The sequence below is a fragment of the Pectobacterium aquaticum genome (genome assembly GCF_003382565.3).
GTDB classification, from domain to species: domain Bacteria; phylum Pseudomonadota; class Gammaproteobacteria; order Enterobacterales; family Enterobacteriaceae; genus Pectobacterium; species Pectobacterium aquaticum.
The window spans coordinates 255054-280796 of sequence record NZ_CP086253.1; the positions used below are offsets into that span (position 1 = coordinate 255054).

General features: G+C 51.9%; 27 protein-coding genes. 11 read left to right on the forward strand and 16 right to left on the reverse strand.

Annotation, left to right across the window (positions count from 1 at the left end; genetic code table 11):
* Window positions 1-117 precede the first annotated feature (117 nt).
* From DMB82_RS01150 to DMB82_RS01165, 4 genes are all read left to right on the forward strand, one after another.
* Window positions 118-630, forward strand: coding sequence for a nuclear transport factor 2 family protein (locus tag DMB82_RS01150; RefSeq protein ID WP_189338705.1), 513 nt, complete (start codon window positions 118-120; stop codon window positions 628-630).
* Window positions 631-702: 72 nt separating this feature from the next.
* Window positions 703-1893 (forward strand): aldo/keto reductase, encoded by a 1191-nt coding sequence (locus DMB82_RS01155; RefSeq protein WP_167469166.1) that lies wholly within the window; start codon window positions 703-705, stop codon window positions 1891-1893.
* Window positions 1894-2278: 385 nt separating this feature from the next.
* Entirely contained in the window at window positions 2279-3424 is a 1146-nt protein-coding gene (locus DMB82_RS01160; RefSeq protein WP_116163841.1) for an endonuclease/exonuclease/phosphatase family protein, read from the forward strand.
* Between the two features lie 68 nt (window positions 3425-3492).
* Complete coding sequence (locus DMB82_RS01165; protein WP_116163843.1) at window positions 3493-3894, forward strand: ASCH domain-containing protein; 402 nt, start codon at window positions 3493-3495, stop codon at window positions 3892-3894.
* Window positions 3895-4129: 235 nt separating this feature from the next.
* Here DMB82_RS01165 and tenpIN read toward each other — a convergent pair whose 3' ends face one another.
* Together tenpIN and DMB82_RS01175 are read right to left on the reverse strand one after the other, a co-directional pair.
* A complete protein-coding gene (gene tenpIN / locus DMB82_RS01170) occupies window positions 4130-4627 on the reverse strand; it encodes a type III toxin-antitoxin system TenpIN family toxin (RefSeq protein ID WP_167469167.1) in 498 nt (165 codons plus the stop codon).
* Window positions 4628-4844: 217 nt separating this feature from the next.
* Window positions 4845-5024 carry a YlcI/YnfO family protein gene (locus DMB82_RS01175; protein ID WP_100017740.1) on the reverse strand — a complete coding sequence of 60 codons (180 nt, stop codon included), beginning with the start codon at window positions 5022-5024 and terminating at the stop codon, window positions 4845-4847.
* 188 nt (window positions 5025-5212) lie between these two features.
* On the opposite strand from DMB82_RS01175, the gene DMB82_RS01180 reads away from it, so the two are divergent.
* Together DMB82_RS01180 and DMB82_RS01185 are read left to right on the forward strand one after the other, a co-directional pair.
* Window positions 5213-5401 carry a host cell division inhibitor Icd-like protein gene (locus DMB82_RS01180; RefSeq protein ID WP_116163845.1) on the forward strand — a complete coding sequence of 63 codons (189 nt, stop codon included), beginning with the start codon at window positions 5213-5215 and terminating at the stop codon, window positions 5399-5401.
* Window positions 5394-5567 (forward strand): hypothetical protein, encoded by a 174-nt coding sequence (locus DMB82_RS01185; RefSeq protein ID WP_164498005.1) that lies wholly within the window; start codon window positions 5394-5396, stop codon window positions 5565-5567. The genes DMB82_RS01180 and DMB82_RS01185 overlap by 8 nt, the downstream gene beginning before the upstream one ends.
* A 156-nt stretch (window positions 5568-5723) precedes the next feature.
* Here DMB82_RS01185 and fis read toward each other — a convergent pair whose 3' ends face one another.
* The 6 genes from fis to DMB82_RS01215 all read right to left on the reverse strand — a co-directional run bounded on the left by fis (window position 5724) and on the right by DMB82_RS01215 (window position 10864).
* A complete protein-coding gene (gene fis, locus DMB82_RS01190; RefSeq protein ID WP_005975342.1) occupies window positions 5724-6020 on the reverse strand; it encodes a DNA-binding transcriptional regulator Fis in 297 nt (98 codons plus the stop codon).
* Between the two features lie 23 nt (window positions 6021-6043).
* The gene (gene dusB / locus DMB82_RS01195) at window positions 6044-7009 is read right to left on the reverse strand and encodes a tRNA dihydrouridine synthase DusB (protein WP_010681537.1); all 966 of its coding nucleotides are present in this window, start codon (window positions 7007-7009) and stop codon (window positions 6044-6046) included.
* A 357-nt stretch (window positions 7010-7366) separates the two neighbouring features.
* Entirely contained in the window at window positions 7367-8101 is a 735-nt protein-coding gene (locus DMB82_RS01200) for a carbonic anhydrase (protein WP_116163847.1), read from the reverse strand.
* Between the two features lie 174 nt (window positions 8102-8275).
* Entirely contained in the window at window positions 8276-9163 is an 888-nt protein-coding gene (gene prmA / locus DMB82_RS01205) for a 50S ribosomal protein L11 methyltransferase (RefSeq protein ID WP_103861673.1), read from the reverse strand.
* Window positions 9164-9180: 17 nt separating this feature from the next.
* Window positions 9181-10632, reverse strand: a complete 1452-nt coding sequence (panF, locus tag DMB82_RS01210; RefSeq protein ID WP_116163849.1) for a sodium/pantothenate symporter — start codon at window positions 10630-10632, stop codon at window positions 9181-9183.
* Window positions 10622-10864, reverse strand: a complete 243-nt coding sequence (locus DMB82_RS01215; protein WP_010681541.1) for a YhdT family protein — start codon at window positions 10862-10864, stop codon at window positions 10622-10624. Before DMB82_RS01215 ends, panF begins: the two co-directional genes overlap by 11 nt.
* A 329-nt stretch (window positions 10865-11193) precedes the next feature.
* Here DMB82_RS01215 and leuA point away from each other — a divergent pair, with 329 nt between their 5' ends.
* A complete protein-coding gene (gene leuA / locus DMB82_RS01220) occupies window positions 11194-12864 on the forward strand; it encodes a 2-isopropylmalate synthase (RefSeq protein ID WP_109225369.1) in 1671 nt (556 codons plus the stop codon).
* On the opposite strand, the gene DMB82_RS01225 is transcribed toward leuA, so the two are convergent.
* The 8 genes from DMB82_RS01225 to DMB82_RS01260 all read right to left on the reverse strand — a co-directional run bounded on the left by DMB82_RS01225 (window position 12854) and on the right by DMB82_RS01260 (window position 20504).
* A complete protein-coding gene (locus DMB82_RS01225) occupies window positions 12854-13615 on the reverse strand; it encodes an AraC family transcriptional regulator (protein ID WP_039493100.1) in 762 nt (253 codons plus the stop codon). The two genes, leuA and DMB82_RS01225, sit on opposite strands and share 11 nt — an antisense overlap.
* A gap of 158 nt (window positions 13616-13773) precedes the next feature.
* Window positions 13774-15117 carry an acetyl-CoA carboxylase biotin carboxylase subunit gene (gene accC / locus DMB82_RS01230; protein WP_116163851.1) on the reverse strand — a complete coding sequence of 448 codons (1344 nt, stop codon included), beginning with the start codon at window positions 15115-15117 and terminating at the stop codon, window positions 13774-13776.
* An 11-nt stretch (window positions 15118-15128) separates the two neighbouring features.
* Window positions 15129-15596, reverse strand: coding sequence for an acetyl-CoA carboxylase biotin carboxyl carrier protein (gene accB / locus DMB82_RS01235; RefSeq protein ID WP_102119385.1), 468 nt, complete (start codon window positions 15594-15596; stop codon window positions 15129-15131).
* Window positions 15597-15620: 24 nt separating this feature from the next.
* Window positions 15621-16073, reverse strand: coding sequence for a type II 3-dehydroquinate dehydratase (gene aroQ / locus DMB82_RS01240; protein WP_010300311.1), 453 nt, complete (start codon window positions 16071-16073; stop codon window positions 15621-15623).
* Window positions 16074-16327: 254 nt separating this feature from the next.
* Window positions 16328-16927, reverse strand: a complete 600-nt coding sequence (msrQ, locus tag DMB82_RS01245) for a protein-methionine-sulfoxide reductase heme-binding subunit MsrQ (protein WP_102119384.1) — start codon at window positions 16925-16927, stop codon at window positions 16328-16330.
* Between the two features lie 57 nt (window positions 16928-16984).
* Window positions 16985-17986 carry a protein-methionine-sulfoxide reductase catalytic subunit MsrP gene (msrP, locus tag DMB82_RS01250; protein ID WP_102119383.1) on the reverse strand — a complete coding sequence of 334 codons (1002 nt, stop codon included), beginning with the start codon at window positions 17984-17986 and terminating at the stop codon, window positions 16985-16987.
* 379 nt (window positions 17987-18365) lie between these two features.
* On the reverse strand, window positions 18366-19343 hold the full coding sequence (gene acuI / locus DMB82_RS01255; protein WP_102119382.1) for an acrylyl-CoA reductase (NADPH): 978 nt from the start codon (window positions 19341-19343) through the stop codon (window positions 18366-18368).
* A 192-nt stretch (window positions 19344-19535) separates the two neighbouring features.
* On the reverse strand, window positions 19536-20504 hold the full coding sequence (locus DMB82_RS01260; RefSeq protein WP_102119603.1) for an IS110 family RNA-guided transposase: 969 nt from the start codon (window positions 20502-20504) through the stop codon (window positions 19536-19538).
* Window positions 20505-20800: 296 nt separating this feature from the next.
* On the opposite strand from DMB82_RS01260, the gene csrD reads away from it, so the two are divergent.
* The 4 genes from csrD to mreD all read left to right on the forward strand — a co-directional run bounded on the left by csrD (window position 20801) and on the right by mreD (window position 25741).
* The gene (gene csrD / locus DMB82_RS01265) at window positions 20801-22738 is read left to right on the forward strand and encodes an RNase E specificity factor CsrD (RefSeq protein WP_116163540.1); all 1938 of its coding nucleotides are present in this window, start codon (window positions 20801-20803) and stop codon (window positions 22736-22738) included.
* A 316-nt stretch (window positions 22739-23054) separates the two neighbouring features.
* A complete protein-coding gene (mreB, locus tag DMB82_RS01270) occupies window positions 23055-24098 on the forward strand; it encodes a rod shape-determining protein MreB (RefSeq protein ID WP_010300322.1) in 1044 nt (347 codons plus the stop codon).
* 174 nt (window positions 24099-24272) lie between these two features.
* On the forward strand, window positions 24273-25256 hold the full coding sequence (gene mreC, locus DMB82_RS01275) for a rod shape-determining protein MreC (protein WP_116163542.1): 984 nt from the start codon (window positions 24273-24275) through the stop codon (window positions 25254-25256).
* On the forward strand, window positions 25253-25741 hold the full coding sequence (mreD, locus tag DMB82_RS01280; RefSeq protein ID WP_012772977.1) for a rod shape-determining protein MreD: 489 nt from the start codon (window positions 25253-25255) through the stop codon (window positions 25739-25741). The genes mreC and mreD overlap by 4 nt, the downstream gene beginning before the upstream one ends.
* Window positions 25742-25743: the final 2 nt, after the last annotated feature.

Genomic DNA, 25743 nt, shown 5'->3' on the forward strand with positions numbered 1-25743 from the left:
ACACTAACTTTTTGGTGCGTACTTGTAAAAAAGTTAACGACATCGTAATTATCTCAAATGTTATTTCCTGATACCACCGTACACGATTCCCGACCACTCAATAGCAAGGTGATTCTTATGATAAAGACGCTGTTTCTGACGGCAACGCTGGGATTAAGCCTCACGATCGGTGCCGTATACGCACAAACGCCGGCGTCCGTTTCCCGTAACCCTGAGGCGCTGTTTACCAGCCCCGATCCCACACTGAACGCGAACAAGCAGGTGGTTTACCGCATCCTCCGTGAATTGCTTGACGCGGGGCATTGGGATAAAGCGGATGAACTCCTTTCTGCTGAGTATTTACAACATAACCCGAATGCCCAGAGCGGTCGTGCCGCGGTTGTGGATTACTTTACCAAGGTGCTCAAGGTTAAGCCTCAGCCGCTTCCTGAACGGCTAAATATGAAAATCATTGCCGTGGTAGCGGAAGGCGATTTGGTTACGGTGCTTTATCCGCGCACCGTTCGTGACCCGAAAGCGGCAGGGGGTTCCTATACCACAACATGGTATGACACGTGGCGTATTAAAGGCGGTAAAGCGGTAGAGCATTGGGATCCGGCGTTACTGGGTGAAGCGCCCGATTTACGTTAACAAGCGATCTTGCACCGTTTCTCTGTAGTGAACATAGCGTAATCAATAGATATAGGCGAAGAGGTACTCAGTATGGAACGCAGAAATTTTCTGAAGCTGGCTGCTGGAAGTGCCGCCCTTGTGGCAACTGGGCGCGCGTTTGCCCAAACGGATAATGCGAATGGGGTTAGTTCCGCTTTTCAACCCCTGACGGTGCAGGGAACGGTGTTGCCGACGCGTGGCAGGGTTACAGGTACGGCATTACCACTCAATGCCGCTGCAACGAAGGATACCCGTTATCGGACACCTTTCCGCTTCGGTATGGGGGGCACACAGATTGGCAATATTTTCGCCCCTATCAGTGATGAGCAGGCACACTCTACGCTACAAGCCGCGTGGGACGGCGGTGTTCGCTACTACGATACTTCACCTTTCTACGGTCACGGCCTTTCCGAACATCGGCTCGGGAGGTTCCTGCGTGACAAGCCGCGCGATCAATATCTTGTTTCTACAAAAGTGGGACGTATTTTTCATCCCAGTCGAACGCCGTTGCCTGACTCGCTATGGGCGGACAAACTTAACTTTTCTTATAAATATGATTATACCGCTGCTGGTGCCCGACGCTCTGTTGAGGACAGCCTGCAACGGTTAGGGCTGTCCAGTATTGATATCGTCTACATCCACGATCTCAGCCCAGATAATACAGAATTGCCTACACCGTGGACGACCTCATTTGAGATTGCGCGTAACGGTGCGATGGTTGAACTGGAAAAGATGCGTTCGGAAGGGCTCATCAAAGCTTGGGGTTTCGGTATCAACCGCGGTGATGCTGCGGTGATGGCGGCTGAATTGGACAAGGGGCCAACACCGGATATTGTTTTACTTGCCTGCCAGTACAGTATTATCGACCATCAGGAAACACTGACTAAAACGTTTCCGGCTTTGGCGAAAAAAGGCATTACGGTGACGGTTGGTACGCCGCTTAACGACGGTTTTCTGGGGGGGAGAAATCGTTACCACTTCAGCAATGATCTTCCTCCTGGCGTAGTTGAGAAGCGGGCTCGTTTAGCCACTATCGCGGATCGGCACGGTATCGACATTCGTACTGCGGCGCTGCAATTTGCTGCTGCGCCACCTATCGTATCGGCCATTATTCCTGGTGCTCGTGTTCCTGGGCAGGTCGAAGCCAATATCCAGTCGATGAAGGTGAGTATTCCCAAAGGCTTTTGGGATGAGCTCAGGGAACAGAAATTAATCACGGCCGATGCGCCGATACCCACCTGATTTTGATAAGAAACATCAGATCGTCGCATTGGGTTTGTTGAATACAAACGGTGATAATAGGGTCGTTGAGCAACGCGCCTTCACCAGGGCAATTACCTATTATCACCGTTCTATACTCGTAATACTTCAAGTTGCATGTGCGTTGGCTGCGTTCACTCACCCGAATCACTTACCTGAGTAAGTGATTCGGGATTCCTTCTCTTGCCGCCTTCCTGAAACTCGAATTATTTGGAGTATATATGGTGGGTTTTATCATCACGTATTTTCACGTTTTTACTGGTTTAACGGTGTAAAGATAAAACCTTTTGCGTGGTCCGGCTGTCACAATGGGATGCTACGCTAAAGAGGACTATTGCTTCTGTCGTTATCCGTTAAGGAGACAACAATGAAGATCCGCATCGCCAGCTATAATGTCGAGAACCTGTTCCACCGTAGCGCGATTCTCAACCTCCCTGATTCCCGGCAGATTGACACCTTGTTGCAGCAGGTCAGGCAGCTTCAGCATCTTCTTGAACAGCCTCAATATGACGATGCCCTGAAAGATCAGGTGTTCCGCCTTTCTATCGCACTGCGCCCTTATATTGATATCCGTACTGATGCCGGCACGCTAGGACGATGGAAAAAAGAGGACGCCGGCACTGGATTTAGGATCAATAAAAGCTGCCGGGGTCGTGGCGATTGGATCGGTGAAATCATCTTTAAGGCGCAGGAGTTCAGCAGTCAACAGCGTAAGAATACGGGCAAGATTATCACCCTGCTTAACGCCGACATCCTGTGCGCGGTTGAGGTCGAAAACATGGATGTCCTGCGTGATTTCAACAATCAGGTGCTGGGGGACGATAAATTCAGCCAGTTCGTGATGATCGACAGCCCGAACGATCCGCGTGGTATTGATGTCGCCTGCCTGACGCGCTATCGGATTGCCCAGCTCCGCACGCATATTTTTGATGCCGGAAAGCGTTTTGATCCCGTATTTAGTCGTGACTGCCTCGAAGTCACGCTGGATGCCGGCCTCAAACAGCCGATTTATATTCTGTGTAACCATTTCAAAAGCCAGAGCGGTCAAACGGAAGAAGAGCGGCTGCGTGGGGCGGAGAAGCGTCGCGATCAGGCCGAACGCGTGGCGGAGATTGTTCAACAGACTTACGATCTCAAGAAGGACTACGTGGTCATTCTCGGCGATTTGAACGAGGATTCGTCAAACCCCTGGCACAGTTTGGCTCCGCTGTTTTCTCTGTCGGATTTACACCCGATTATCGACCCTGAACGCCCGGAAAAAGAGCGCTACACCTACTATTTCGCTGGCGGAAAGAAAGGTGCTCGGTTAAACCAACTGGACTACATTTTCTTGTCTGCACCGCTGCATCAGGCGGTGGTGGAGTGGGGCGTCGAGCGTCGGGGGATTTATAATATCGACAAGATTGCCGCCAAAGAGGGCGCGGAACCCGTTACGCCGCTACCGGAAGTCACCTCATGGGACACGGCTGCGTCCGACCATGCCGCGCTCTGGGTGGAAGTGGATATTACCTGATGGTCGCTTTAAGGCTATGATTGCGTAATAAAAGAGAGCAATCATAGCCGTATAAACCGAGGAAGATGATGAGCAAACAAGGATTGGAAAACTACCCAGACGCGCTGCGCTGGTCGTTTGGCGATAGCCCCGAGCTGGCGGATGAGCTGCTGCAACTGGTACTGGAAGGACATAAAACGGCAACCTGTAGCTCGTACCACGCATTCAAAAATGAGCAAACGCCGCAGGTCGGTGATTACAACATTGTGCTGGACGGTGCCGGACAGCCTTCCTGCGTGATTCGGACGCGCTCGTTAACGCTGGTGCGCTACTGCGACGTCACCGCTGAGATGGCAGCCAAAGAAGGCGAAGGCGACAAAAGCCTGGCTTTCTGGCGGCAAGTGCATCAGGAGTTTTTCGAACGAGAAGGCACCTTTGCCCCAGATATGCTGCTGGTGTTTGAAGAGTTTGAGCTGGTTGAGGTGTTTTGATTCTGGGTTAGCCGCTGATAAAAAACCAGACAGTGTTTTTTAGTTGGAGTGGCTGAGTTTGGCAATCGGGTAGAGATATATTATATACACTCTTGTGCTAATCAGCTGCAGGTAATGCTATACGCAGTATATTCGGCAGGGACGTGGGAGCGACGCGAGGCTAGATAGAATTCTGGTTTGCACTGTTGGGGGAAGGAAATCAACGGGCAGAATTAATTAAAGCCGCAGTTGCGGCTCATTCGGTAGACGGTACTGTTAATCCAAGCTCGGTATGATAGTTTATCAGGGTAGTAAAGCGGTAATCGCGGCGCAGTATGTTCGTATCATTTTTTCTGACGGCCTCAACATAACGAGCCACATATTTGGAAAACTGTTTGGTAATATGCGATTCTTTAGAAAGCAGGTCTTTCGCGGCTTTTTTACTTTTCAGAAGGAAGACTTCGGTGCTAACGTAAGACGGATCGGTTATTAGCATGGCTTTAGAGTAGTCCAGCCCCATTCCCCTGACGTCGTTCCTGCTTGTGTCGCGCTCAATGATGTGACAGTCATCATGGCGGATATGCGACCTGACCGGAATGGCGAAAGTTAGTCCATTCAGCTGTATCTGAACAATTCCATGGCCTCTGATTTTATCGCCACCGAGCCATGAATTTGATCTGGCGTCGAAATCGAGTGCTTCATGCACCACGGGATTATGCTGATAAAAAGTGTTATCTAGCTTTCTAAGTTCCATAAGTATCCGATTTTCGATACAAAAAAACCCTGACAAATAGACAGGGTTTTTAGGGTAGTTATCTTACAAGGAATTTGGGTTTTTACCGTGGGGATGTTCCTACCGCCACAAACAAACAAGGAATTTGGGTTTTTACCGTGGGGATATTCCTACCGCCACAACTAAACTACGACTTAATCATGACACAAATAGGACAAGAATGCAACACCAGTCAGCCTTAGGATTCATCTTTAGGATGTTTGCGCTGTCGGCGTTTGATCTCACCTTGCATGGCAGAAACGATAAATTGCCCTGTGCTTTCATCTGGCTCTTTTACTTTTTCCATTGCTTCAGCAATATCATGCGGAACTCTCGCCTCAAGCTTTCTTGATTTTGCATTTACTGCTTTCGTTGCCATGACTATTCCTAATGCTGATTGGTGCCAGACAGTATACACAATAAAGCACAAAAAATAGCGTTGACGTGGCTGACACTTAATTTTATAGTGGCTGACACCTTGAGTGATTCAAGGTTAAAAATAGCGAAGCCCGCAGGTGCTACCAACACCTACGAGCCTCTAACCACAATGTTATTGGAGCTAACACTATGGCTGATATCCAGTCTACCCAAACTCACCCCGAATTTCAGTATCGCTTTCTTGCTTTGGGAACATCTTCCCAACGTGTTGTGCATATTATCGCTACCACAGAACGTCAGGCGCGGGAACATTCCCCTGATGGTCATGTCATGGTCTTCGCAGGTCGCCTGCCTGTTCAGGAGGTGCGCCATGTTTGATAACACGCCGTTAGAGCCAGAAGAAGCGCTCGATCAGTGTCGTGCGCTGGCTTACGCCATTGTTGAATTGAACAACCCAGAGTCGAAAGAGATTTTAACGTTCGTGTTGGCAGAGCGATTAGACAATCTGCACCGACTCTTTCATGCGCCGGAAGTTGATCAATAAGAAGGGATGAGTCATTAACAACCGATTCCCCATCTCACAGACGCCAATGCTCATCGCGTCCACGCTAAGGCCGTTGTTACCTTAATCAACGGCAAAGAAAAAGGCGCTTAACCAGAAAGGTAAAGCGCCTTTTTTCAAATGCTTAACTGATTAGCATCAGTTCATGCCGTATTTTTTCAATTTCTTACGCAGAGTACCGCGGTTGATGCCCATCATCAGGGCGGCGCGGGTTTGGTTACCGCGGGTGTATTGCATCACCATGTCCAACAGTGGCTGTTCAACTTCAGCCAGTACCAGCTCATACAGGTCACTTACATCCTGACCGTTCAATTGAGCAAAATAGTTCTTCAGTGCCTGTTTAACCGAGTCGCGCAGGGGTTTTTGGGTTACCTGAGCCTGAGAGTTTACAGTGGAAACGGTCAGTACGTCAGAATTCACGCGTTGTTCGAACATAGTTCTGTCAGCTCTTTTTCTGTTTACGCAAGATTTTCAAAATATGCCTTCAACGCCTCCAGCTGCTCGCTGGCATCCTCAATGGCGTTGAATGTGCGCCTAAACTGGTCGTTTGGGGCATGCTCCTGGAGATACCAGGATACGTGCTTACGAGCGATACGAAATCCCTTGCCTGGACCATAAAAGTCGTGCAATTCCCGTATGTGCTCGATCAACAAGCGCTTAACCTCTGCCAACGGCATTGGTGCCAGCAACTCCCCTGTGTCCAGATAATGCTGGATTTCCCGAAAGATCCAGGGTCTTCCCTGAGCGGCTCGTCCTATCATCAGGGCGTCAGCCCCAGTGTAGTCAAGAACCGCTCTGGCTTTATGCGGGTCTGTAATGTCGCCATTCGCAATGATAGGAATGGAAACGGCCTGCTTAACTGCCCGAATGCTGTCGTATTCGGCGAAACCATTGAACAGGCACGCACGCGTGCGTCCGTGAATGGTTAACGCCTGAATGCCACAGTCTTCAGCCAGTTTGGCAATTTCTACACAGTTGCGGTGCTCTGGTGCCCAACCGGTACGGATCTTCAGTGTTACCGGTACGTCTACCGCTTTCACTACCGAAGAGAGGATCTGTTTGACCAAATCCGGATACTGCAACAACGCAGATCCTGCCATCTTGCGGTTAACCTTCTTCGCCGGGCAGCCCATATTGATGTCAATGATCTGCGCGCCGGAATCAGCGTTAATTCTCGCTGCCGCCGCCATCTCATCGGGGTCACAACCGGCGATTTGCACGGCTCTGATACCCGGTTCATCGCTATGAACCATTCGCAAACGCGACTTGTCTGAACGCCACACTTCCGGGTTGGAAGAAAGCATTTCAGACACGGTCATTCCAGCGCCCATCGCATGACAGAGTGCTCTAAATGGGCGATCGCTAATACCAGCCATTGGGGCTGCTATCAAGCGATTACTAAGCTGAAATTGTCCAATGTGCATAGACAAAAATTGACCATACTGTGCCTGCAAGGGCGCGTATATTACGCATTTTTTACGTCAGATGAAAGGCCAAACTTTGACCAATTTACGGCTATCGATCAATGAAAATGCACTTCGTGAGGATGTGTAAAAATATTATCCATATTTAACATGTAGTTATGTTTTTATGTCGATTTTTTGCTCTGGGAAATATTCATCTGTTTACAGAATTTTATCTGCAAGCGCGGCCATTTTTAGTGGAGATACAGCAGGCTATCAATGCTTTATCAGTGAAATGCGTTGGTTAATGTGGCAAAAAAGGGTACTGATTTACCTGAGGCTGGCCGACAGACCGTCTGACCAGCCTTGTGAAGTGGCTTAATGGATGATGATTCGGCCATTAAGCGGCTGTGTAGGGCGGTTATTGGCGTGATGCATGACCGAGCGGAACTGGTTTATTTGTTCAGCAGAGGCGGTGACAGGGTGATCCAACACGAGCCAGCGAATGCCTTCTGAGCAAGGTGGCGTGGTGAGCGACCCACTAAACCGATAGTAGTTTAATGACGTCGGCAATAGGCTCTGAATCGCGATTGGTGTGCGCACGTCCTCTGCCTGATTAACCTGAGCCGGAATCTGCTGCCATGTCGTGGCTAGCGGCAGATTGGCTTCTCCTTCCTGAAACATCAGCGCGATAACGGTGAGCGCGCCAGTTGCATCTTTATAGACAAAATGGCCTTCCAGCGGAAACTGCTTACCATCGATTTCATTTTCACTCGGTGCGTGAAAGTGAAACTGCTGCAAGGTGAATGTCTCGTTATCCAAAACCAGCGTATTCCCCGGGCTGACGTTAACCTGAACGGTATGCCCGTTGTTGATAATTTGCTGTGTCCCAGACTGGAACGCTAACTGTAAAGGGGCGTGTTGGGCGTCCAGAGCCTGGCGGATATTGATGGGAGATTGGTTTTTACCGGTTTCACATAGCGAGAAGTCTGGAGACAGCTTTCCCCAGTGTGCCGGATCGCCGTTGCCTTCGTAGCCCCAGTGCACCGGATCGGCTGCCAAGGCGGAAGAGCAGGCAGATAGCATCAATACGATAGAGAGTTTACCTTTCATTTTTCATCCCTTGAAAATAACGATATGGCATCGTTGAGCGCTGGGCGCAGGTGCGTCCAGTCGCTTACCGAGCGGAATAATACGCCTGTTTATGGGGATCAATCGTGAGATATAGCAAGAAGAAAGGTGCCCACCGTTGCACATACGGTGGGCGGGACTCGCGGGATAATGTTATTACGATGCGCGGCGTTGGCCGGTAATGCGGCACCACTCTTCGCGTTCAGCCACCGGATCGAGCGTGAACTTGTCTGCGTAGGCTTCCGCGACGCCATCGGCCTGCGTGGCCAGTACACCGGAAAGGCCGAGGTGACCGCCTGCTTTAGGTAAATCGCTAATCAGCGGTGCCAGTTCGCGCAGCGGGCCAGCAAGGATATTGGCAACGACGACATCGGCAGACAGGTCGGCAGGCTGGTCTTTCGGCAGATAAAGCTCCAGACGCTCAGAAACGCCGTTACGCTGCGCGTTATCGCGGCTGGCTTGAATCGCCTGCGGATCGATATCAATCCCGATGGCGCGTGCTGCACCCAGTTTCAGAGCCGCAATCGCCAGAATGCCGGAACCGCAGCCAAAATCGATGATGGTTTTCCCTTCCAGATCCAGCCCATCGAGCCATTGCAGGCACAGCGCGGTTGTCGGATGGGTGCCAGTGCCAAATGCCAGGCCAGGATCGAGCATGACGTTGACGGCAGTCGGGTCAGGAATGTCACGCCAGCTTGGGCAAATCCACAGACGCTTGCCGAACTGCATCGGGTGGAAATTATCCATCCACTCGCGTTCCCAGTCTTTGTCTTCCAACTGCTCGATTTTGTGCTTAAAACCCGCGCCCAGCAGCGGTTCTTGCTCCAGTATGGCGATAACAGCGTTCATATCGGTTTCGGCATCGTACAGCGCAATCGCGTCAGTATCGCCCCACAGGCGAGTCTCGCCCGGCAGCGGTTCAAACACGGGGGTATCGTGCGTATCCTGAAACGTAACGGATACCGCACCGCTTTCCATCATGACGTCACCCAGTTGTTCTGCAACCTTTCCTGAGGTGTTTATTTTCAGTTGAATCCACGGCATAGCAGTCTCTATTACATTTAAAGTGAAGATGAAGCGGCAACCGGCGCTGGTGGATTATGACCAAAGCGGTTGCCAATAATAAACGCCATCAGGCTGAGTAGCAGCGATGGCACAATCGGGTGATACCCAGCTAGATGAAGATTGAAGCTGGCCAGTAAGGTATAGCAAATTGCGCCAGTGAACATGGCGCTAAGCGCACCCGCGGCATTCGCGCGTTCCCAATACAGACCCAGCACCAGCGGCCACAGGAACACCGCTTCCAGCCCGCCAAACGCCAGCAGGTTCAACCAGATGATCATATCTGGCGGCCGTAAGGAAGCCAGTAGCACCAGCAGGCCCAATAGTAGGGTGGTCATGCTGGACAGGATCTTGATGCGGCGTTCGTTATGGATCTGCTGCGGGCGTACGCTGAGGTAGAGATCTTTGATGATCGTGGCGGAGGCCTGAAGCAAATGCGCATTAATGTTGGACATGATAGCGGCCATTGGCGCGGCGAGAAAGATCCCTGCGGCCAGCGGCGGTAATACGGTGACCATCAGCGCCGGTAAAACCTGATCGGGAATCGTCAGATTTGGCATCACGGCGCGGCCCAGCGCACCGGCCAAGTGCATGCCGAGCATCAGAATGCCGATGACGATCGTGCCGATAATAATCCCGCGGTGCAGCGCTTTGCTGTCGCGATAAGAGATGCAGCGCACGGCGGTGTTCGGCAAGCCGATGACGCCGAAGCAGACCAGCACCCAGAATGAGGCCATAAACGGCATCGACAGAATGCCGTTGCTGCCCTGTGGCGATACCAGCATCGGGTCGATTTGTTGCAGTTTATCGACTGCGCTATGCAAGCCGCCGGCGGCATAGATCACGCCGACCAGCAGGATGACGGTGCCGATCAGCATCACGATGCCCTGCATTGCATCATTAAGCACGCTGGCGCGGAAACCACCAAACGTGGTGTACAGCGCGATGGTGACGCCGAAAATCAGCAGGCCGATGTCGTAAGGGATGTTCGCTGCGGTTTCCAGCAGACGCGCGCCACCAATGAACTGCACAGCCATGGCGCCGATAAACGCGACCAACAGGCTGATGCTGGCGAACCAGACCAGCAGCGGACTGTTGTAGCGCGCGTATAGCATGTCGTTCAACGTGATAGCGTTGTAACGCCGCGCCAAAATGGCGAATTTTTTCCCCAGAATTCCGAGCGACAGCAGCATGGTGGGAAGCTGGATCATCGAAAGCAGCACCCAGCCCAGCCCGTATTTATATGCCGCACCCGGCCCACCGATAAAAGAGCTGGCGCTGACGTAAGTGCCAATGAGCGTCATCGCCAGAACAAACCCGCCCATTGAGCGGCCGCCGAGGAAATACTCGTTAAGAAAGTTACCCGCCTGACGGCGACGGTACGCATAGACCGACAGCCCGAACACCAGCAGTAGATAGCCAATCAGCGGCAATAAAATTTCAATTTGCATCGTCACTCTCCAGTGAGATATCGCGGAAAATGACGCGCACCATCAGCCAGCACAGCAGCGTAAACACGAGCGGCAGCAGCAGGCAGGCCATCTCAAACCAGTGTGGCAGGCCAGTGATCCCTTGTGTGTTGTCAGGCAAATAGGCGGCAAGCACCCAGGCCACTAAATAAACCAGCGTCAGGCCGAAAGCCCAGCGGGCCTCTTTGTGCGCCTGAGGAAAGCGTGTATCCATGTTCTTCTCCACCGTAAATGGGAGGATTGGCATCGTTATGAACGTCGTGATGACGAAAGCGGGAATTTTACGGCATGTGGGCCAATTGACTAGTAAGAATTACGCCAGAAGCGTAAAAGCCAGCCGTGGGGTACCATTACTTGACGCGAGAACATTTTACTCCAAGCGCCAACAGGGAGTGAGCATGACGGTTTTTTCAGAGTGAAAACGCGGAAAAGGAGCCGAACGGTTTAATGATTGTCACTTTTGCGTCATTAGTTGTCACCTCCGGATGAGCGTGCTCATGGCTCTCTGGATAACACTGAGGTTCCATTAAAAGGAGCCCGATCATGTTGAATAACCCTTCATTGAAATACAAAGCGCATCCACCGATTGGCCTAAAAGATCGGCAATGGCCTAGCAAGACATTAACCCAACCACCACGTTGGCTTTCCACCGATTTACGGGACGGTAATCAGGCTCTTGCTGAGCCGATGAATGAAATGCGTAAACTGAAATTTTGGGATCTGCTGATTGCCTGCGGATTCAGAGAGATTGAGGTCGCTTTTCCGTCTGCTTCACAAACTGATTTTAATTTTGTTCGCTTATTGATTGAAGAAAAGCGTATTCCGCAGAATGTGACAATTCAGGTTTTAACGCAGGCGCGAGAAGATTTGATTACGCGTACATTTGAATCGCTGAGTGGTGTACATCGCGCCACCGTTCACTTATACAACGCGACTGCACCGGTTTTCAGGGATGTGGTGTTTCGTCAGACACGTGATGAAATTATTCAGCTTGCGGTCAATGCGACGAAGCAGATCCGTCAGTTATGTGCTGAGGCGCAGGAGACTGACTGGACCTTTCAATATTCACCGGAAACGTTCTGCTTTACCGAGCCAGATTTCGCGCTTCAGATTTGCGAGGCTGTCGCCGATGTCTGGGAGCCTGATGCGTGCCGCCCCATGATTATCAACCTTCCCGCGACCGTTGAGGTCAACACGCCCAATGTGTATGCCGATCAGATAGAATATTTTTGCCGACATTTTTCCCGTAGAGATAAGGTCTGTATCAGTGTGCATCCGCATAATGACCGCGGTACAGGCATTGCCTGCGCTGAACTTGCTTTACTGGCTGGCGCTGAAAGAGTTGAGGGCTGCCTGTTTGGTAATGGAGAACGTACCGGTAATGTCGATTTAGTGACGCTGGCGCTTAATCTTTACACGCAGGGAATCTCTCCTGAGCTCGATTTCAGCCACATGAAGAAGGTGGTGGAAGTGGTTGAGGAGTGTAATCAACTCCCCGTCGCACCACGTCACCCTTATGCCGGAGAACTCGCTTTTACGGCTTTTTCCGGATCGCATCAAGATGCGATTAAAAAAGGGTTTGCAGCACGACTGCATTCGGCCTCGCCAGTATGGGAAATTCCCTATCTTCCGCTCGATCCGGAAGACATCGGTTGCAATTATGAGGCCGTTATTCGCGTAAACAGCCAGTCAGGAAAAAGCGGTGCTGCCTGGCTGCTTGAGCAAAACCATGGCCTCATCTTGCCTCGTCAACTTCAGAAGGCATTCAGTCTGCTGGTACAGAAAGCGTCTGAATCTGAGGGGAAAGAGATGTCGCAGATGGCTATCTGGATGCTATTTCGTGAGGCTTACGGTTTAGTCGAATTACCGCTGATTCGGTTAACTAAATATACCTGCGATAATCAGCTTGGGCAGAACACAACGCTTTCAGCTGAAATCATTTTCCGCGAGAAAAGACTGAATTTGAAGGGCGCAGGAAACGGTTTTCTCTCTGCGGGAATGACGGCTCTCTGCCGAGAGGTGAAAGCAGATCTTAATATTGTGAGCTATCAGGAACACACGTTAGGTCAGCGTAGTGACAGCCGTTCTGTGGCTTATGTGTGCTGTCAGAACCATGCGGGTGAATGTGCATGGGGTGTCAGCATTGACAGCGATGTTACCCGAGCCTCTTTGCAAGCGATGCTGAATGCCGCAGGGCGTTTGATTATGGGTTGAAGTAATTGCCGGGCGTCACGCCCATGACTCTGCGAAACATGGCAGTGAAAGCTCCCGGGTTGGCATAGCCTAAATCAAGCGCCACTCGGGTGACTTGTTCGCCCTGTGCCAGACGCGTTAGGGCAATCAGCAAACGTGCACGACGAACCCACTCACTAAATTGCATACCGGTTTGCTGATAAAAATGTCGGCTGAGTGTTCTTACGCTGACGTTGGCTTGCTCGGCAGCGTTGGCCACAGTCCAGGCCTCATAGGGGGCCTGACGGACGGCATTGCACAATAATTTCAGGCGCTCAGAAATCGGCTCAGGAAGACAAAAAGGAAGCGTATTCATCAAACGTATTTCATCAAGGATAAGTTCATAAATACGTTCGGTCCGACTTCCTGGCTCATAATTAGCGGGAAGTTTCAGGACATCGATGATGAGTTCTCGTAATAAAGGTGTTATCCCCACGACCTGACAGATAACAGGGAGGTCTGCTCTGGCAAGCGGTTCGACAAAAAGTACTCTGGCCTTAACTTCACCCACAATATGTAAGGCATGTGGAATATCTGCGGGTATCCATACCCCACGCGAGGGTGGAACCACCCAGATTCCCTGTTGGGTTTCAACCCGAATAACCCCACTAAGCGTATGAATTAACTGAGCGCAACTGTGAGTGTGCCAGCTTTCATAATCCCCGTGATTATAGTTGTGTGCGTACGGAATTAATGGTCTGCACGAGAAATCAAAATCGGATTGTCTTGTCACTCTGCAACCACCATCTCATCCTAAAAAAGACGATATATCCTACCTCGTTTGCTTGCGGGTTGCTTGTGCTAGTCAGCGTTTGCGAACGGCATGACGACTCGGAGGCATAAATAACAAAGGCCAGCATAAGCTGGCCTTTTGACTCGATTGCGCAGTATTTACTGCAAGCCGAGTTTCTTCTCCAGATAGTGGATGTTAGTGCCACCTCTCTGGAAGTTTTCGTCGCTCATGATCTTCATCTGAAGTTCGATGTTGGTTTTGATGCCATCGATGATCAGTTCAGCCAGCGCGTTCTTCATACGGGAAATCGCGATTTCGCGGGTTTCGCCGTAGGTAATCAGCTTGCCGATCATGGAATCGTAATACGGCGGTACGGTATAACCGGCGTAAATATGCGATTCCCAACGGACACCAAAGCCACCCGGCGCGTGGAAACGCGTGATTTTACCCGGGCTTGGCAGGAACGAGTTCGGGTCCTCGGCGTTGATACGGCATTCCACCGCATGGCCGCGAACCTTAACGTCTTTCTGCTTGATGGACAGTGGCAGACCGGCAGCGATGCGCAGCTGCTCTTTGATCAGATCCACGCCGGTAATCATCTCGGTAACCGGATGCTCCACCTGAATACGGGTGTTCATTTCAATGAAGTAGAACTCACCGTTTTCGTACAGGAACTCAAACGTACCCGCACCACGATAGTTGATATCGATACAGGCTTTGGCGCAGCGCTCGCCGATATTGCGGCGCAGCTCGTCCGTAATGCCCGGTGCTGGCGCTTCTTCCACCACTTTCTGGTGGCGACGCTGCATGGAGCAGTCGCGCTCGGCCAGATAGACGGCGTGGCCCTGACCATCAGCCAGAATCTGAATTTCCACGTGACGTGGGTTTTCCAGATATTTTTCCATGTAGACCATGTCGTTGTTGAAAGCCGCTTTGGCTTCCGCACGGGTCATGTTGATGGATTGTTCCAGATCTTTGTCGCTGCGCACGACGCGCATACCACGACCACCGCCACCGCCAGAGGCTTTGATGATGACCGGATAACCGATGCGTTTTGCATGAGCACGGTTAGCGTCCATGTCACCGTCTAACGGACCATCAGAGCCTGGTACGGTCGGAACACCCGCTTTTTTCATTGCGGTGATGGCTGACACTTTGTCGCCCATCAGGCGAATGGTTTCTGCGCGCGGGCCGATGAAGATAAAGCCAGAGCGTTCAACCTGCTCGGCAAAATCCGCATTTTCGGACAGGAAACCGTAGCCAGGGTGAATCGCGACGGCACCGGTGATTTCCGCAGCGGAAATAATCGCTGGGATGTTCAGATAGCTTTTTGTTGACGGAGCCGGGCCGATACACACGGTTTCGTCCGCCAGCAATACGTGTTTCAAATCGCGATCCGCACTGGAGTGAACGGCGACGGTTTTGATGCCCAGTTCTTTACAGGCACGCAAAATACGCAGCGCAATCTCTCCGCGGTTAGCGATAACGATTTTATCTAGCATGATAAGCCTCGTTATTCGATGACAACCAGTGGCTCGTCAAATTCGACCGGCTGACCGCTTTCGACCAGGATGGCTTTCACCACGCCTGATTTGTCGGCTTCGATCTGGTTCATCATTTTCATGGCTTCGACGATGCACAGGGTATCGCCGACGTTGACGTGCTGACCCACTTCCACGAAGGCTTTAGCATCCGGGCTTGGGGTGCGATAGAAGGTTCCAACCATTGGAGAACGAACGATGTGTCCACTGATGGCAGCCGGTGCGGCAGTTGCTTCCACTGGCGCTGGTGCAACGGCGGCGGCCAGAGCAGGCTGTGGCTGCATCATTGGTGTCGCGTAAGCCTGTTGCATCATCGGGTAGTTAACCGCTGCTGGGGCACGACTGATACGTACTGATTCTTCACCTTCAGAAATTTCCAGTTCGGCGATGCCGGACTCTTCAACCAGTTCGATCAGTTTTTTGATTTTACGAATATCCATGGATGTGGTTCCGTACTCTTTTGTTTAATTGGAAGTTGACAGGCGTTTTACCGCCGTCTGTAAAGCATACTGATAACCATCTGCCCCGAGGCCACATATCACGCCTACCGCAACATCAGAAAGATAGGAGTGATGACGAAAAGGCTCACGTGCGTGCACGTTGGACAGATGAATTTCGATAAACGGAATCGCGACCGCCAGCAGGGCATCACGCAGCGCAACGCTGGTGTGGGTAAATGCCGCTGGGTTAATCAGAATGAAGTCTGTGTTTCCTCTGGCCTGATGGATGGTATCGATCAGAACATGTTCCGCATTGGATTGCAGATGGGAAAACTTCACGTTCAATGCCTGCGCCTGTGTTTCCAGCTCGCTGACGATGTCTGCTAACGTCGTGTTACCGTATTTGTCGGGCTCTCGGGTTCCTAGCAGATTCAGGTTTGGACCGTTCAAGAGCAAAATGTGAAATTTTTCTGCCATTGTGCTGCTATCTCCCGCGATTGACCAAGATTGCCAAAACCGTGTCGCACAAAATAGCGCGAAGCTATTCGTTTGTCACCTTTCGTGACGCAAATTGTCCGGCCCGAGAAATTAAAGTCGTGCATTATAACCATATCGTGGCAATTCGCAGCTAAATACTGGTCTTATCTGCGGAGATATTCCTGCACCAAGCCGTGAGAAGGCGTGAGTTTCACTGCGGTCCGTAACCTGCTTGTCCTGTATTGCTGCGGCGTTTAGCGCCACCATTGGCGAAATTTCTTATAACGTAACAGCAGCAAGATCAGCGCCGCGAGCGCGTACAAAATAGGCTGTGGGGAGAGCGTTTTAACTGACCAAAGATAGTGGATAGGCGCAAGGATGGCGACTAAATAGACGAAATTATGCATTTTTTGCCAGTGCGATCCCAACTTGCGCATCATTATCTGTGGTGATGTCACTGCTAGCGCCAGCAAAATCAGCCAGCTTATGATTCCCAACGTCAAATACGGTCGGGATATCAGTTCGCTCCCCAGCAGTGCCAGATGATCCAGACCCAACTCCAGCAGCGCATAGCTCACCAGATGCAACGTCGCCCAGAAAAAGCACCACAGCCCGAGGAGGCGTCGGCAGCGAATCAGCAGCGGCTGTTTACCGTAGCGCGCCAGTGGCGTGACCAAGAGCGTTGCCAGCAGCAATTTCAGCGCCATTCGGCCGGTAAAATGCTGGATATCTTTGGCGGGGTCGGCGCTGAACCACCCTTGGTCGACTGACAATATCAGCCACAGCAGCGGCAGAAAACCAGCCAGATGGAGTAGCACTTTTAACCGGGTAATGTGTTGTAACGTCAGTCTCATGCTGATGTGGATTCCTATCCTGACAGGATGCTGTAGCGAGAAGTTTTGTGTTATTCGCTAAAAGTTGTCGCGCAGATTCAGACCACGATACAGCGAGGCGACCTGATCGGCATACCCGTTGAACAACAGCGTGGGTTGACGTTCAACGTTCAGCAAACCACCTGAGCCAATGACGCGCTCTGTCGCCTGCGACCAGCGGGGGTGATCCACATGCGGGTTAACATTGGCATAGAAGCCATACTCATCCGGAGCCGCCAGATTCCACGTGCACGGGGGCTGCTCGCGAGTAAGCCGGATATGCACGATGGATTTGATGTTCTTGAAGCCGTATTTCCACGGTGTAACTAACCGGATGGGCGCACCGTTCTGCGGTGGTAGTGTCTTGCCGTAAACACCGATGGCCAGCAGCGCCAGAGGATTCATGGCTTCATCCATCCGCAGCCCTTCTACATAGGGATAGGCCAGCCCGCCGCCCATGAAGCGATCTTTTTGCCCCGGCATCTGTTCCGGGTCGTAAAGCGTTTGAAACGCCACGTATCGGGCGTTGCTGGTGGGTTCGGCGAATTTAATCAGCTTAGCCAGCTCAAAGCCGACCCACGGAATCACCATCGACCACGCCTCGACGCAGCGGAAACGGTAGATCCGCTCTTCCAATGGAAAGCGTTTTAGCAAATCGTCGATATCCAGCGTGAGAGGCTTAGCGACGTCACCGTCTATCTTAACGGTCCAGCCTTCGGTTTTTAGCCCGCCCGCATTGGCTGCCGGATCGGCTTTGTCCAACCCGAATTCATAGAAGTTGTTATAGCGCGTAACTTTATCTTCCGGCGTGAGCGGCAGATCGAGCTTCCAGTCGGCGGGTTGGCTAAACGTGAGCGGTTTACCCGGTGGCGCTTTGGGTTTATCACCATCTTTAAACCAGGCTAGCAGGTCAGCCTGTGCAGAAAACGGCAGTGAGAGCGCCGCAGCGGAAATACCCAGCGCTTTTAAGACGCGCCGACGCTGATAGAAGAGGGATTCTGGGGTAACGTCGGCTTCCGTGAATTTGCGATGTTTGTGCATGTGAACTCCCGCCAGTCATTATTATTGTTGACGCAAAGTGGCGTTTTTAATGCTTACCGTTCACTTAGTTATAGATGACTTGCGGTAGAAACTGCGACAGGAGAGATGAAATACTTTTTTGCAGGGTGTAACAGCGCTCAAGATTACTGATAATGCGTTGGGCGATGATAATGGATAGATCGTAAAGACGCTGTGAATACATCCATGTACGCTCGAGCCGCGCAGATATGAATCTCATCCCTGAGATTCACCCTTTCAGGGCCGTCGCAAGCGACGTTCAAAGGCGTTCCTGACGCCTTTGTCCCTGTCGCGGACGCTTTACTCTTCTATTCCATTATCACCGTTTTCGTTCCGCAAATTAATACGTCAACGAAAAGTGTTAGCTGATTTTCACCAGCGTGCGGCCAGTGACTTTGTTTTCCAGCAGCGCAGCGGCAACAGCAGGGACGTCTTCCAACCCGATTTCCTGCGTGACTTGCTGATAGAACGATTCAGGCAGGATGGCAGCCAGACGCTCCCACGCTTGCTGGCGGCGAGCCAGCGGTGCCATCACGGAATCCACGCCTTGCAGGCGAACATTGCGTAAAATAAAGGGCATCACGGTCGTTGGCAGTGCAATACCGCCAGCCAGACCGCACGCGGCGACCGTCGCGTTGTAATCCATCTGCGCCAGCAGCGTCGCCAGCACGTTGTCGCCGACGGTATCCACCGCGCCAGCCCAACGTTGTTTTTCTAACGGGCGAGGGCTGCCGCTGAATTCGCTGCGATCCAACACCTGTTTGGCACCCAATTTTTTCAGGTAATCAGTGTTGTCGGCACGGCCGCTGACAGCAGTAACCTGATAGCCTAGCTCTGCAAGCAGGGCGACTGCCGTGCTGCCGACGCCGCCGCTGGCACCCGTCACAATAATGTCGCCGCTTTCTGGGGTGATGCCACCGTCTTCCAACGCCATCACGCACAGCATCGCGGTAAAGCCTGCGGTGCCAAGAATCATGGCTTTACGCGCATCCAGCGACGCGGGGAGAGGGACCAGCCAATCGCTCTTCACACGCGCCTGTTGTGCCAAACCGCCCCAGTGGTTTTCACCTACGCCCCAACCCGTCAGAATTACGGGCTGGCCGACGCTAAACCGATCGCTGTCGCTGTGGCTTACTGTACCTACGAAGTCGATCCCAGGAACCATCGGGAAGTTACGAATAATTTTGCCTTTGCCAGTAATGGCAAGCGCATCTTTATAATTAATACCGGACCAACTGATATCAACAGTCACATCCCCGGCGGGAAGCTGCTCTGCGCCAATCTCGCGAATCTGAGCGTGGGTCAGTCCGTCTGACTGTTCAAGAACTAAAGCCTGCATGGGCTATCTCCTGTAGCAGGATTAAATATGGGGAAGTCATTAACGACTATATACCCGTCATACTTCAAGCTGCATGTGCGTTGGCTGCGTTCAGTCACCCGAATCACTTACTTGAGTAAGCTCATCGGGCCTCCCTCGCTTGCCGCCTTCCTGCAACTCGAATTATTTAGCAACTGTCTTGAACACTATTTTTCATGAGGTAATCAGGTGAAAAGACGCATCCCATTCCTTACCCGTTTTGAGCATAGCGTTCAGAATAGTCAGAAGTTTGCGCATGCAGGCAACCAGCGCGACTTTTTTCGGTTTGCCCGCCGTCACGAGACGCGTATAAAACGCGTGAATCACCGGATTAAACCGAGTCGCGACCAACGTTGCCATATACAACACGCTACGGACGTGGGCCCTACCACCAAATATTGTCCGCTTGCCCCGCATTTTGCCAGAGTCCCGATTGAGGGGCGCGACGCCTGCCAGCGCACTAATCTCGCGGCGCGAGAGTTTTCCCAGTTCGGGTATCTCTGCCAGCAACGTAGCGGTGGTCGTGGTTCCGACGCCTTTGACGCTATTGAGTAAACCGGACAAGGCGCTGAAGTGAATCTGAACATGCCTGTTCATGTCGTGGTCTATGCGAGCCAGCTCGTGTTTCAGCGCATCAATAATCGTTTTTATGCTCTTACGAGCCTGAGGATGAGCCTGAGTAAGGCGGTTACGTTCAGCGACAAGCATGGTCACGAGTTGGCGTCGGCGAGTGACGAGAGCCGCCAGAGCCTGACGTTGAGGGTCTGGCAGCGGTTGAATAAAACGTTCGCGCTCAGGATGACGGTCGATGACCTCGGCCATCATAGCCAAGGCTTTGGCATCAATCGTGTCGGTTTTGGCGAGGTATCCCATGGCCCGCGCGAAGTCTCTGGCCTGACGTGGGTTGATAACCACGACCTCAAACCCAGCGGCTTGTAACGAACAAGCGAGTGGGGCTTCGAGGCCACCAGTAGCCTCCATGAGGATAAGGGAAACAGGATGTTTTGCCAGTTCAGCCAGAATAGCGTCAAAGCCATCGAGGTCATTCCTGGCGGAAAAGGGCGGCAATGCGGAACCGATAGCGACATCGAGGGAGGCTTTGGAAACATCAATGCCGATGTGAAGTAAATTTGGCAGACTCATTTTTACCCCTCCTTGCAAATACGAAATGAGGTCAAACAACTGTACGGGTTTCAGATGAGTGACGCGGTTCATGCGCAATGAGCTAAATAACGGGCTTAGAAACCCCAGGGTAAACCAGGCTACATGAACCGTGCCAAACCTACATTGTCAATAATACCTAAACTTCAAGATACAAGGGTATAGTTATTACAGCTACCTTCGTTAGTATTGGTACTATGCGTTGTAGCTGGCCTATGCGAACTGATAAAAAACAACAAACTCGCAGAAATGACAATTATTTGGAATAGGACGCAGGGATGGGATTTACGACCAGGTTCTCGATACTCATAGTATTGCTGACGGTTATCGCCATTTTTCTTATGTTTTTCAGTAGCATATTTAGCCTCTGTTATTATAGCCAGTTGCGAACCGAGCAGCAGCTACGCGAGGTCACGGCCAGTATCGATCAGGCGCTATTAGTGCAATCGCCCGAAAATATTCAATATTGGCTGCCGGGAATGATGAAGTCGGTAGGCATTGTTGCGTTGGATATTCAGGATAATGATTCGACCCTCTATTCCATACAACTGCCCGAGGCCGGTTGGGAACGTACCCACCTCTATCATGAGGTCGAATTTCCGCTGATGCACCATTTGAATATGGCGATCGTCTTAAAATATGTCGACCCGTTGATTGGTTTACCGCGGTTCGTGGTGTCGACGTTATCGGTATTGCTGGCCGCAGGCCTGATGCTGCTGATGCTGTACTTCTCCATTCGCTGGCTACGTCGGCAGGCTGCCGGACAGGAAGAATTGGAAAAACGCGCGCAGCGTATTCTCAAGGGCGAGCGTGAATCGGTTATGCAGGGGTCGGTACGTGAATGGCCGGTCAAGACCAGCGGAGCGCTCGATCAACTGTTGTCCGATTTAGTGGAAGCGCGGGAAGAGCGTGGCAGGGTTGATACCTTAATCCGTGCTTTCGCCGCGCAGGATGCTGAAACCGGGCTGAGTAATCGTCTGTTTTTTGATAATCAATTGACCACACAGTTGGAAGATGGCGAAGAAGTGGGGACGCACGGCGTCGTCATGATGATTCGCGTACCAGATTTTGAAACCTTGCAGGAAACGCACGGCTATACCAATGCGCTTCAGGAATATCGTTTCACGCTGGTCAACCTGCTATCGACGTTTGTCATGCGCTACCCCTCTGCGCTGCTGGCGCGTTATTTCAGCAGCGATTTCACCGTATTACTCCCCCATAGCACGCTAAAGGAAGCCACTGCAATCGCCACGCAGTTGGTGAAGTCTATCGATATTCTTCCGGCCTGCTCGTTGATCGATCGTGAGGATGTTCTCCACATGGGTATTTGTGCCTATCGCGGCGGGCAAAGCGCCGAACAGGTGATGGAAAGTGTGGAAGACGCGACGCGCAATGCGGTATTGCAGGGGGGGAACAGCTGGTGCGTGTTTGATAGGCAGGTACCTGATAAAGGGCGCGGCAGCGTAAAATGGCGGACCTTGCTCGAACAGACGTTAGCACGCGGCGGTCCACGGCTGTATCAGAAACCTGCGGTGACAAAAGAGGGCGTGGTGCATCATCGCGAAATGATGAGCCGGATTTACGACGGAGAACAGGAACTGCTCGCGGCGGAGTATATGCCGCTGGTTCAACAACTGGGGCTGGCAGCCAGCTATGATAGGCAGCTTGTGGCTCGAATTATTGATCTGTCAGCGAGCTGGCCCGGAGAAACACTGGCCTTACCGGTAAGTGTGGACTCACTTTTGCAAAAGCCGTTCCTGCGCTGGCTAAGAGAGATGTTGCTGCAATGTCCGAAAAGACAGCGTCAGTGCATTTTATTTGAACTTGCAGAGGCAGATGTCTGTCAATATATCGGTCGACTGCGCCCAGTGCTCAATTTGATCCTGGGATTAGGCTGTCGCCTAGCGGTCACGCACGCGGGTTTAACGCTGGTCAGTACGACGTATATCAAGTCACTTCCCGTGGAGATCATCAAGCTTCATCTCGGTTTGGTCCGCAGTCTTGAGCGCCGCCCAGAAAATCAGCTGTTTGTACAAAGCCTGACCGAGGCCTGTAAAGGCACGCAAACGCGGGTGTTTGCTGCAGGTGTACGAACCAAAGAGGAGTGGCGGATGCTGTTGGGCAAGGGCGTTTATGGTGGGCAAGGCGATTTTTTTGCCGCATCAGTCCCTGTAACGGATGAGCTGAAAAAATATTCATCGCGGCATCGTGTTTAATATAAACGTCCCGTGCAAATTGACGTAGAATGAGGCGGTTGTTAAATCGGTTAGTGTGTGCTTACGTTAGCGCCAATCCGATTAAATGTTAGATTTTATGTCCTGTGTTAGCGCAATTTTGTCGGGTGGACAGTGGTAAGATGCCTTGCCGCCTGAGGTGAAAGCATGCTGTGCCTTCTCCCTGACGCCGACGTGCGCAACGCAGACTCATTTTTCACCGAAGCAGAGCCTTTTCGTGCCTTGTCGCTGCTTCGTGTGGTTGGTAAAGTAGGCGGATTTATTTTTCGCCCCCAGCTTGCAGGATTATCCTTTCGTTATGTTTAAGAAATTTCGTGGCATGTTTTCCAACGACTTGTCCATCGACCTGGGTACCGCCAATACCCTGATTTATGTTAAAGGGCAGGGCATCATACTGAATGAACCCTCTGTGGTTGCGATTCGTCAGGATCGTGCGGGTTCTCAAAAGAGCGTGGCAGCAGTCGGCCATGACGCTAAGCAGATGCTAGGCAGAACGCCTGGGAATATCGTGGCGATTCGCCCGATGAAAGACGGTGTGATTGCCGATTTTCAGGTTACAGAAAAAATGTTGCAGCACTTCATCAAGCAAGTGCATAGCGACAGCTTTATGCGTCCTAGCCCGCGTGTGCTGGTGTGTGTGCCGGTTGGCGCAACGCAGGTTGAACGTCGCGCCATTCGCGAATCCGCGCTGGGCGCAGGTGCCCGTGAAGTGTTCCTGATTGAAGAGCCGATGGCGGCGGCGATTGGTGCTGGCATGCCAGTATCCGAAGCGACCGGTTCCATGGTGGTGGATATCGGTGGTGGTACTACGGAAGTTGCGGTGATCTCGCTGAACGGCGTGGTGTACTCCTCTTCTGTCCGTATTGGTGGTGACCGCTTTGATGAAGCGATCATCAACTACGTTCGTCGTAACTACGGTTCACTGATTGGTGAAGCGACGGCAGAACGTATCAAGCATGAAATCGGCTCTGCTTACCCAGGTGACGAAGTGCTGGAGATTGAAGTGCGCGGCCGTAACCTTGCAGAAGGTGTTCCACGTGGATTCACGCTGAACTCCAACGAAATACTGGAAGCGCTGCAAGAGCCGTTGACGGGTATCGTCAGCGCAGTCATGGCGGCGTTGGAACAGTGCCCGCCGGAACTGGCCTCCGACATTTCCGAGCGCGGTATGGTGTTAACCGGCGGCGGTGCGCTGCTGCGTAACCTGGATCGTTTGCTGATGGAAGAAACCGGTATTCCGGTTGTGGTGGCTGAAGATCCGCTGACCTGTGTTGCCCGTGGTGGTGGCAAGGCGCTGGAAATGATCGACATGCACGGTGGCGATTTGTTCAGCGAGGAGTAATCCTGTCTGGAAAAGGGGGGGACCGGATGGATGAACGCCTGCGTTTTTCATCTCTCGTGGTTACCCCTTTTTTATTTGCCTGAGCAATGAAATTCGCCCTACGGGGTATCGCTTTGTGACGTTAAAAATCGCCAGGTGCGATTTGAGGTTGCTGTCGAGGAATACGCAAATTTTATGAAGCCGCTTTTTAGCAGGGGGCCTTCCCTGCAATTACGACTTTTTCTTGCTGTCGTTACCGCGATTGTCGTGATCGTTGCGGACAGTCGGCTCGGTTCGTTCGTCAAAATCAGAACGTACATGGACACCACTGTCAGCCCATTCTACTTTCTGGCGAATGGACCCCGTCAGGTTTTGGACAATATGTCTGCCTCACTGGCAACCCGTGAACAATTAAGCCTTGAAAATACTGCGCTGCGTCAAGAACTGTTGATGAAAAACAGTGACCTGTTGCTGCTAGGCCAGTTCAAGCAGGAAAATGCGCGGTTACGTGAACTGCTCGGCTCGCCGCTGCGTCAGGATGAGCAGAAAATGGTGACGCAGGTGATGTCCGCCGGAACCGACCCTTACAGCGATCAGGTGGTGATTGATAAAGGTCAGGCGAACGGCGTGTATGAAGGGCAACCGGTCATCAGCGATAAAGGCGTGGTAGGTCAGGTTGTGGCGGTTGGTCAGTTTACCAGCCGAGTTTTGTTGATTTGTGATGTTTCCCACGCGTTGCCGATTCAGGTGCTACGCAATGATATCCGCGTGATTGCCGCCGGCAATGGCTGCGCCGACGATCTGCAACTCGAACACCTGCCTAACAATACCGATATCCGAGTGGGTGACGTACTGGTCACATCGGGTCTGGGCGGTCGTTTCCCAGAAGGCTATCCGGTTGGTGTTGTGTCATCGGTCAAGGCCGATACGCAGCGAGCCTATACGATTATTCAGGCACGTCCGACTGCGGGGCTACAGCGCCTGCGCTATCTGCTATTACTGTGGGGCGTGGAAAACAACGCCAATACGGCGTTACCGCCAGCGGAAGTGCATCGGGTTGCCAATGAGCGTCTGATGCAGATGATGCCGCAGGTTTTACCGTCGCCTAACGATATGGGACCGCCGCTTCCTCCTGATATCGCTACGCCCACCGCTGAGCCGCAGAGAGGCCGCCAATGAACCGTTATCGTAGGCATGGCAACTGGATTATCTGGCTTTCTTTTCTGATCGCCATGGTTTTGCAGATTATGCCGTGGCCGGATGAAATCTACATGTTTCGCCCCTCCTGGCTGACGCTGTTCCTCATTTACTGGGTGATGGCATTGCCACACCGTGTGAATGTCGGCACAGGATTTATATTAGGCCTGATTATGGACCTGATTCTTGGGTCTACACTAGGAGTACGGGCGCTGGCGCTGAGCATTATTGCTTATTTGGTCGCTTTTAAATTCCAGCTATTCCGAAATATGGCGCTATGGCAGCAGGCGTTAATCGTTATGTTGTTGTCGCTGCTGATGGATCTCACGGTATTCTGGGCAGAATTTTTAGTTATTAATGTCTCTTTCCGACCGGAGACATTCTGGAATAGCGTCGTTGATGGCGTACTCTGGCCGTGGCTGTTCCTGCTGATGCGTAAAATTCGTCGTCAGTTTACTGTGCAATAAGG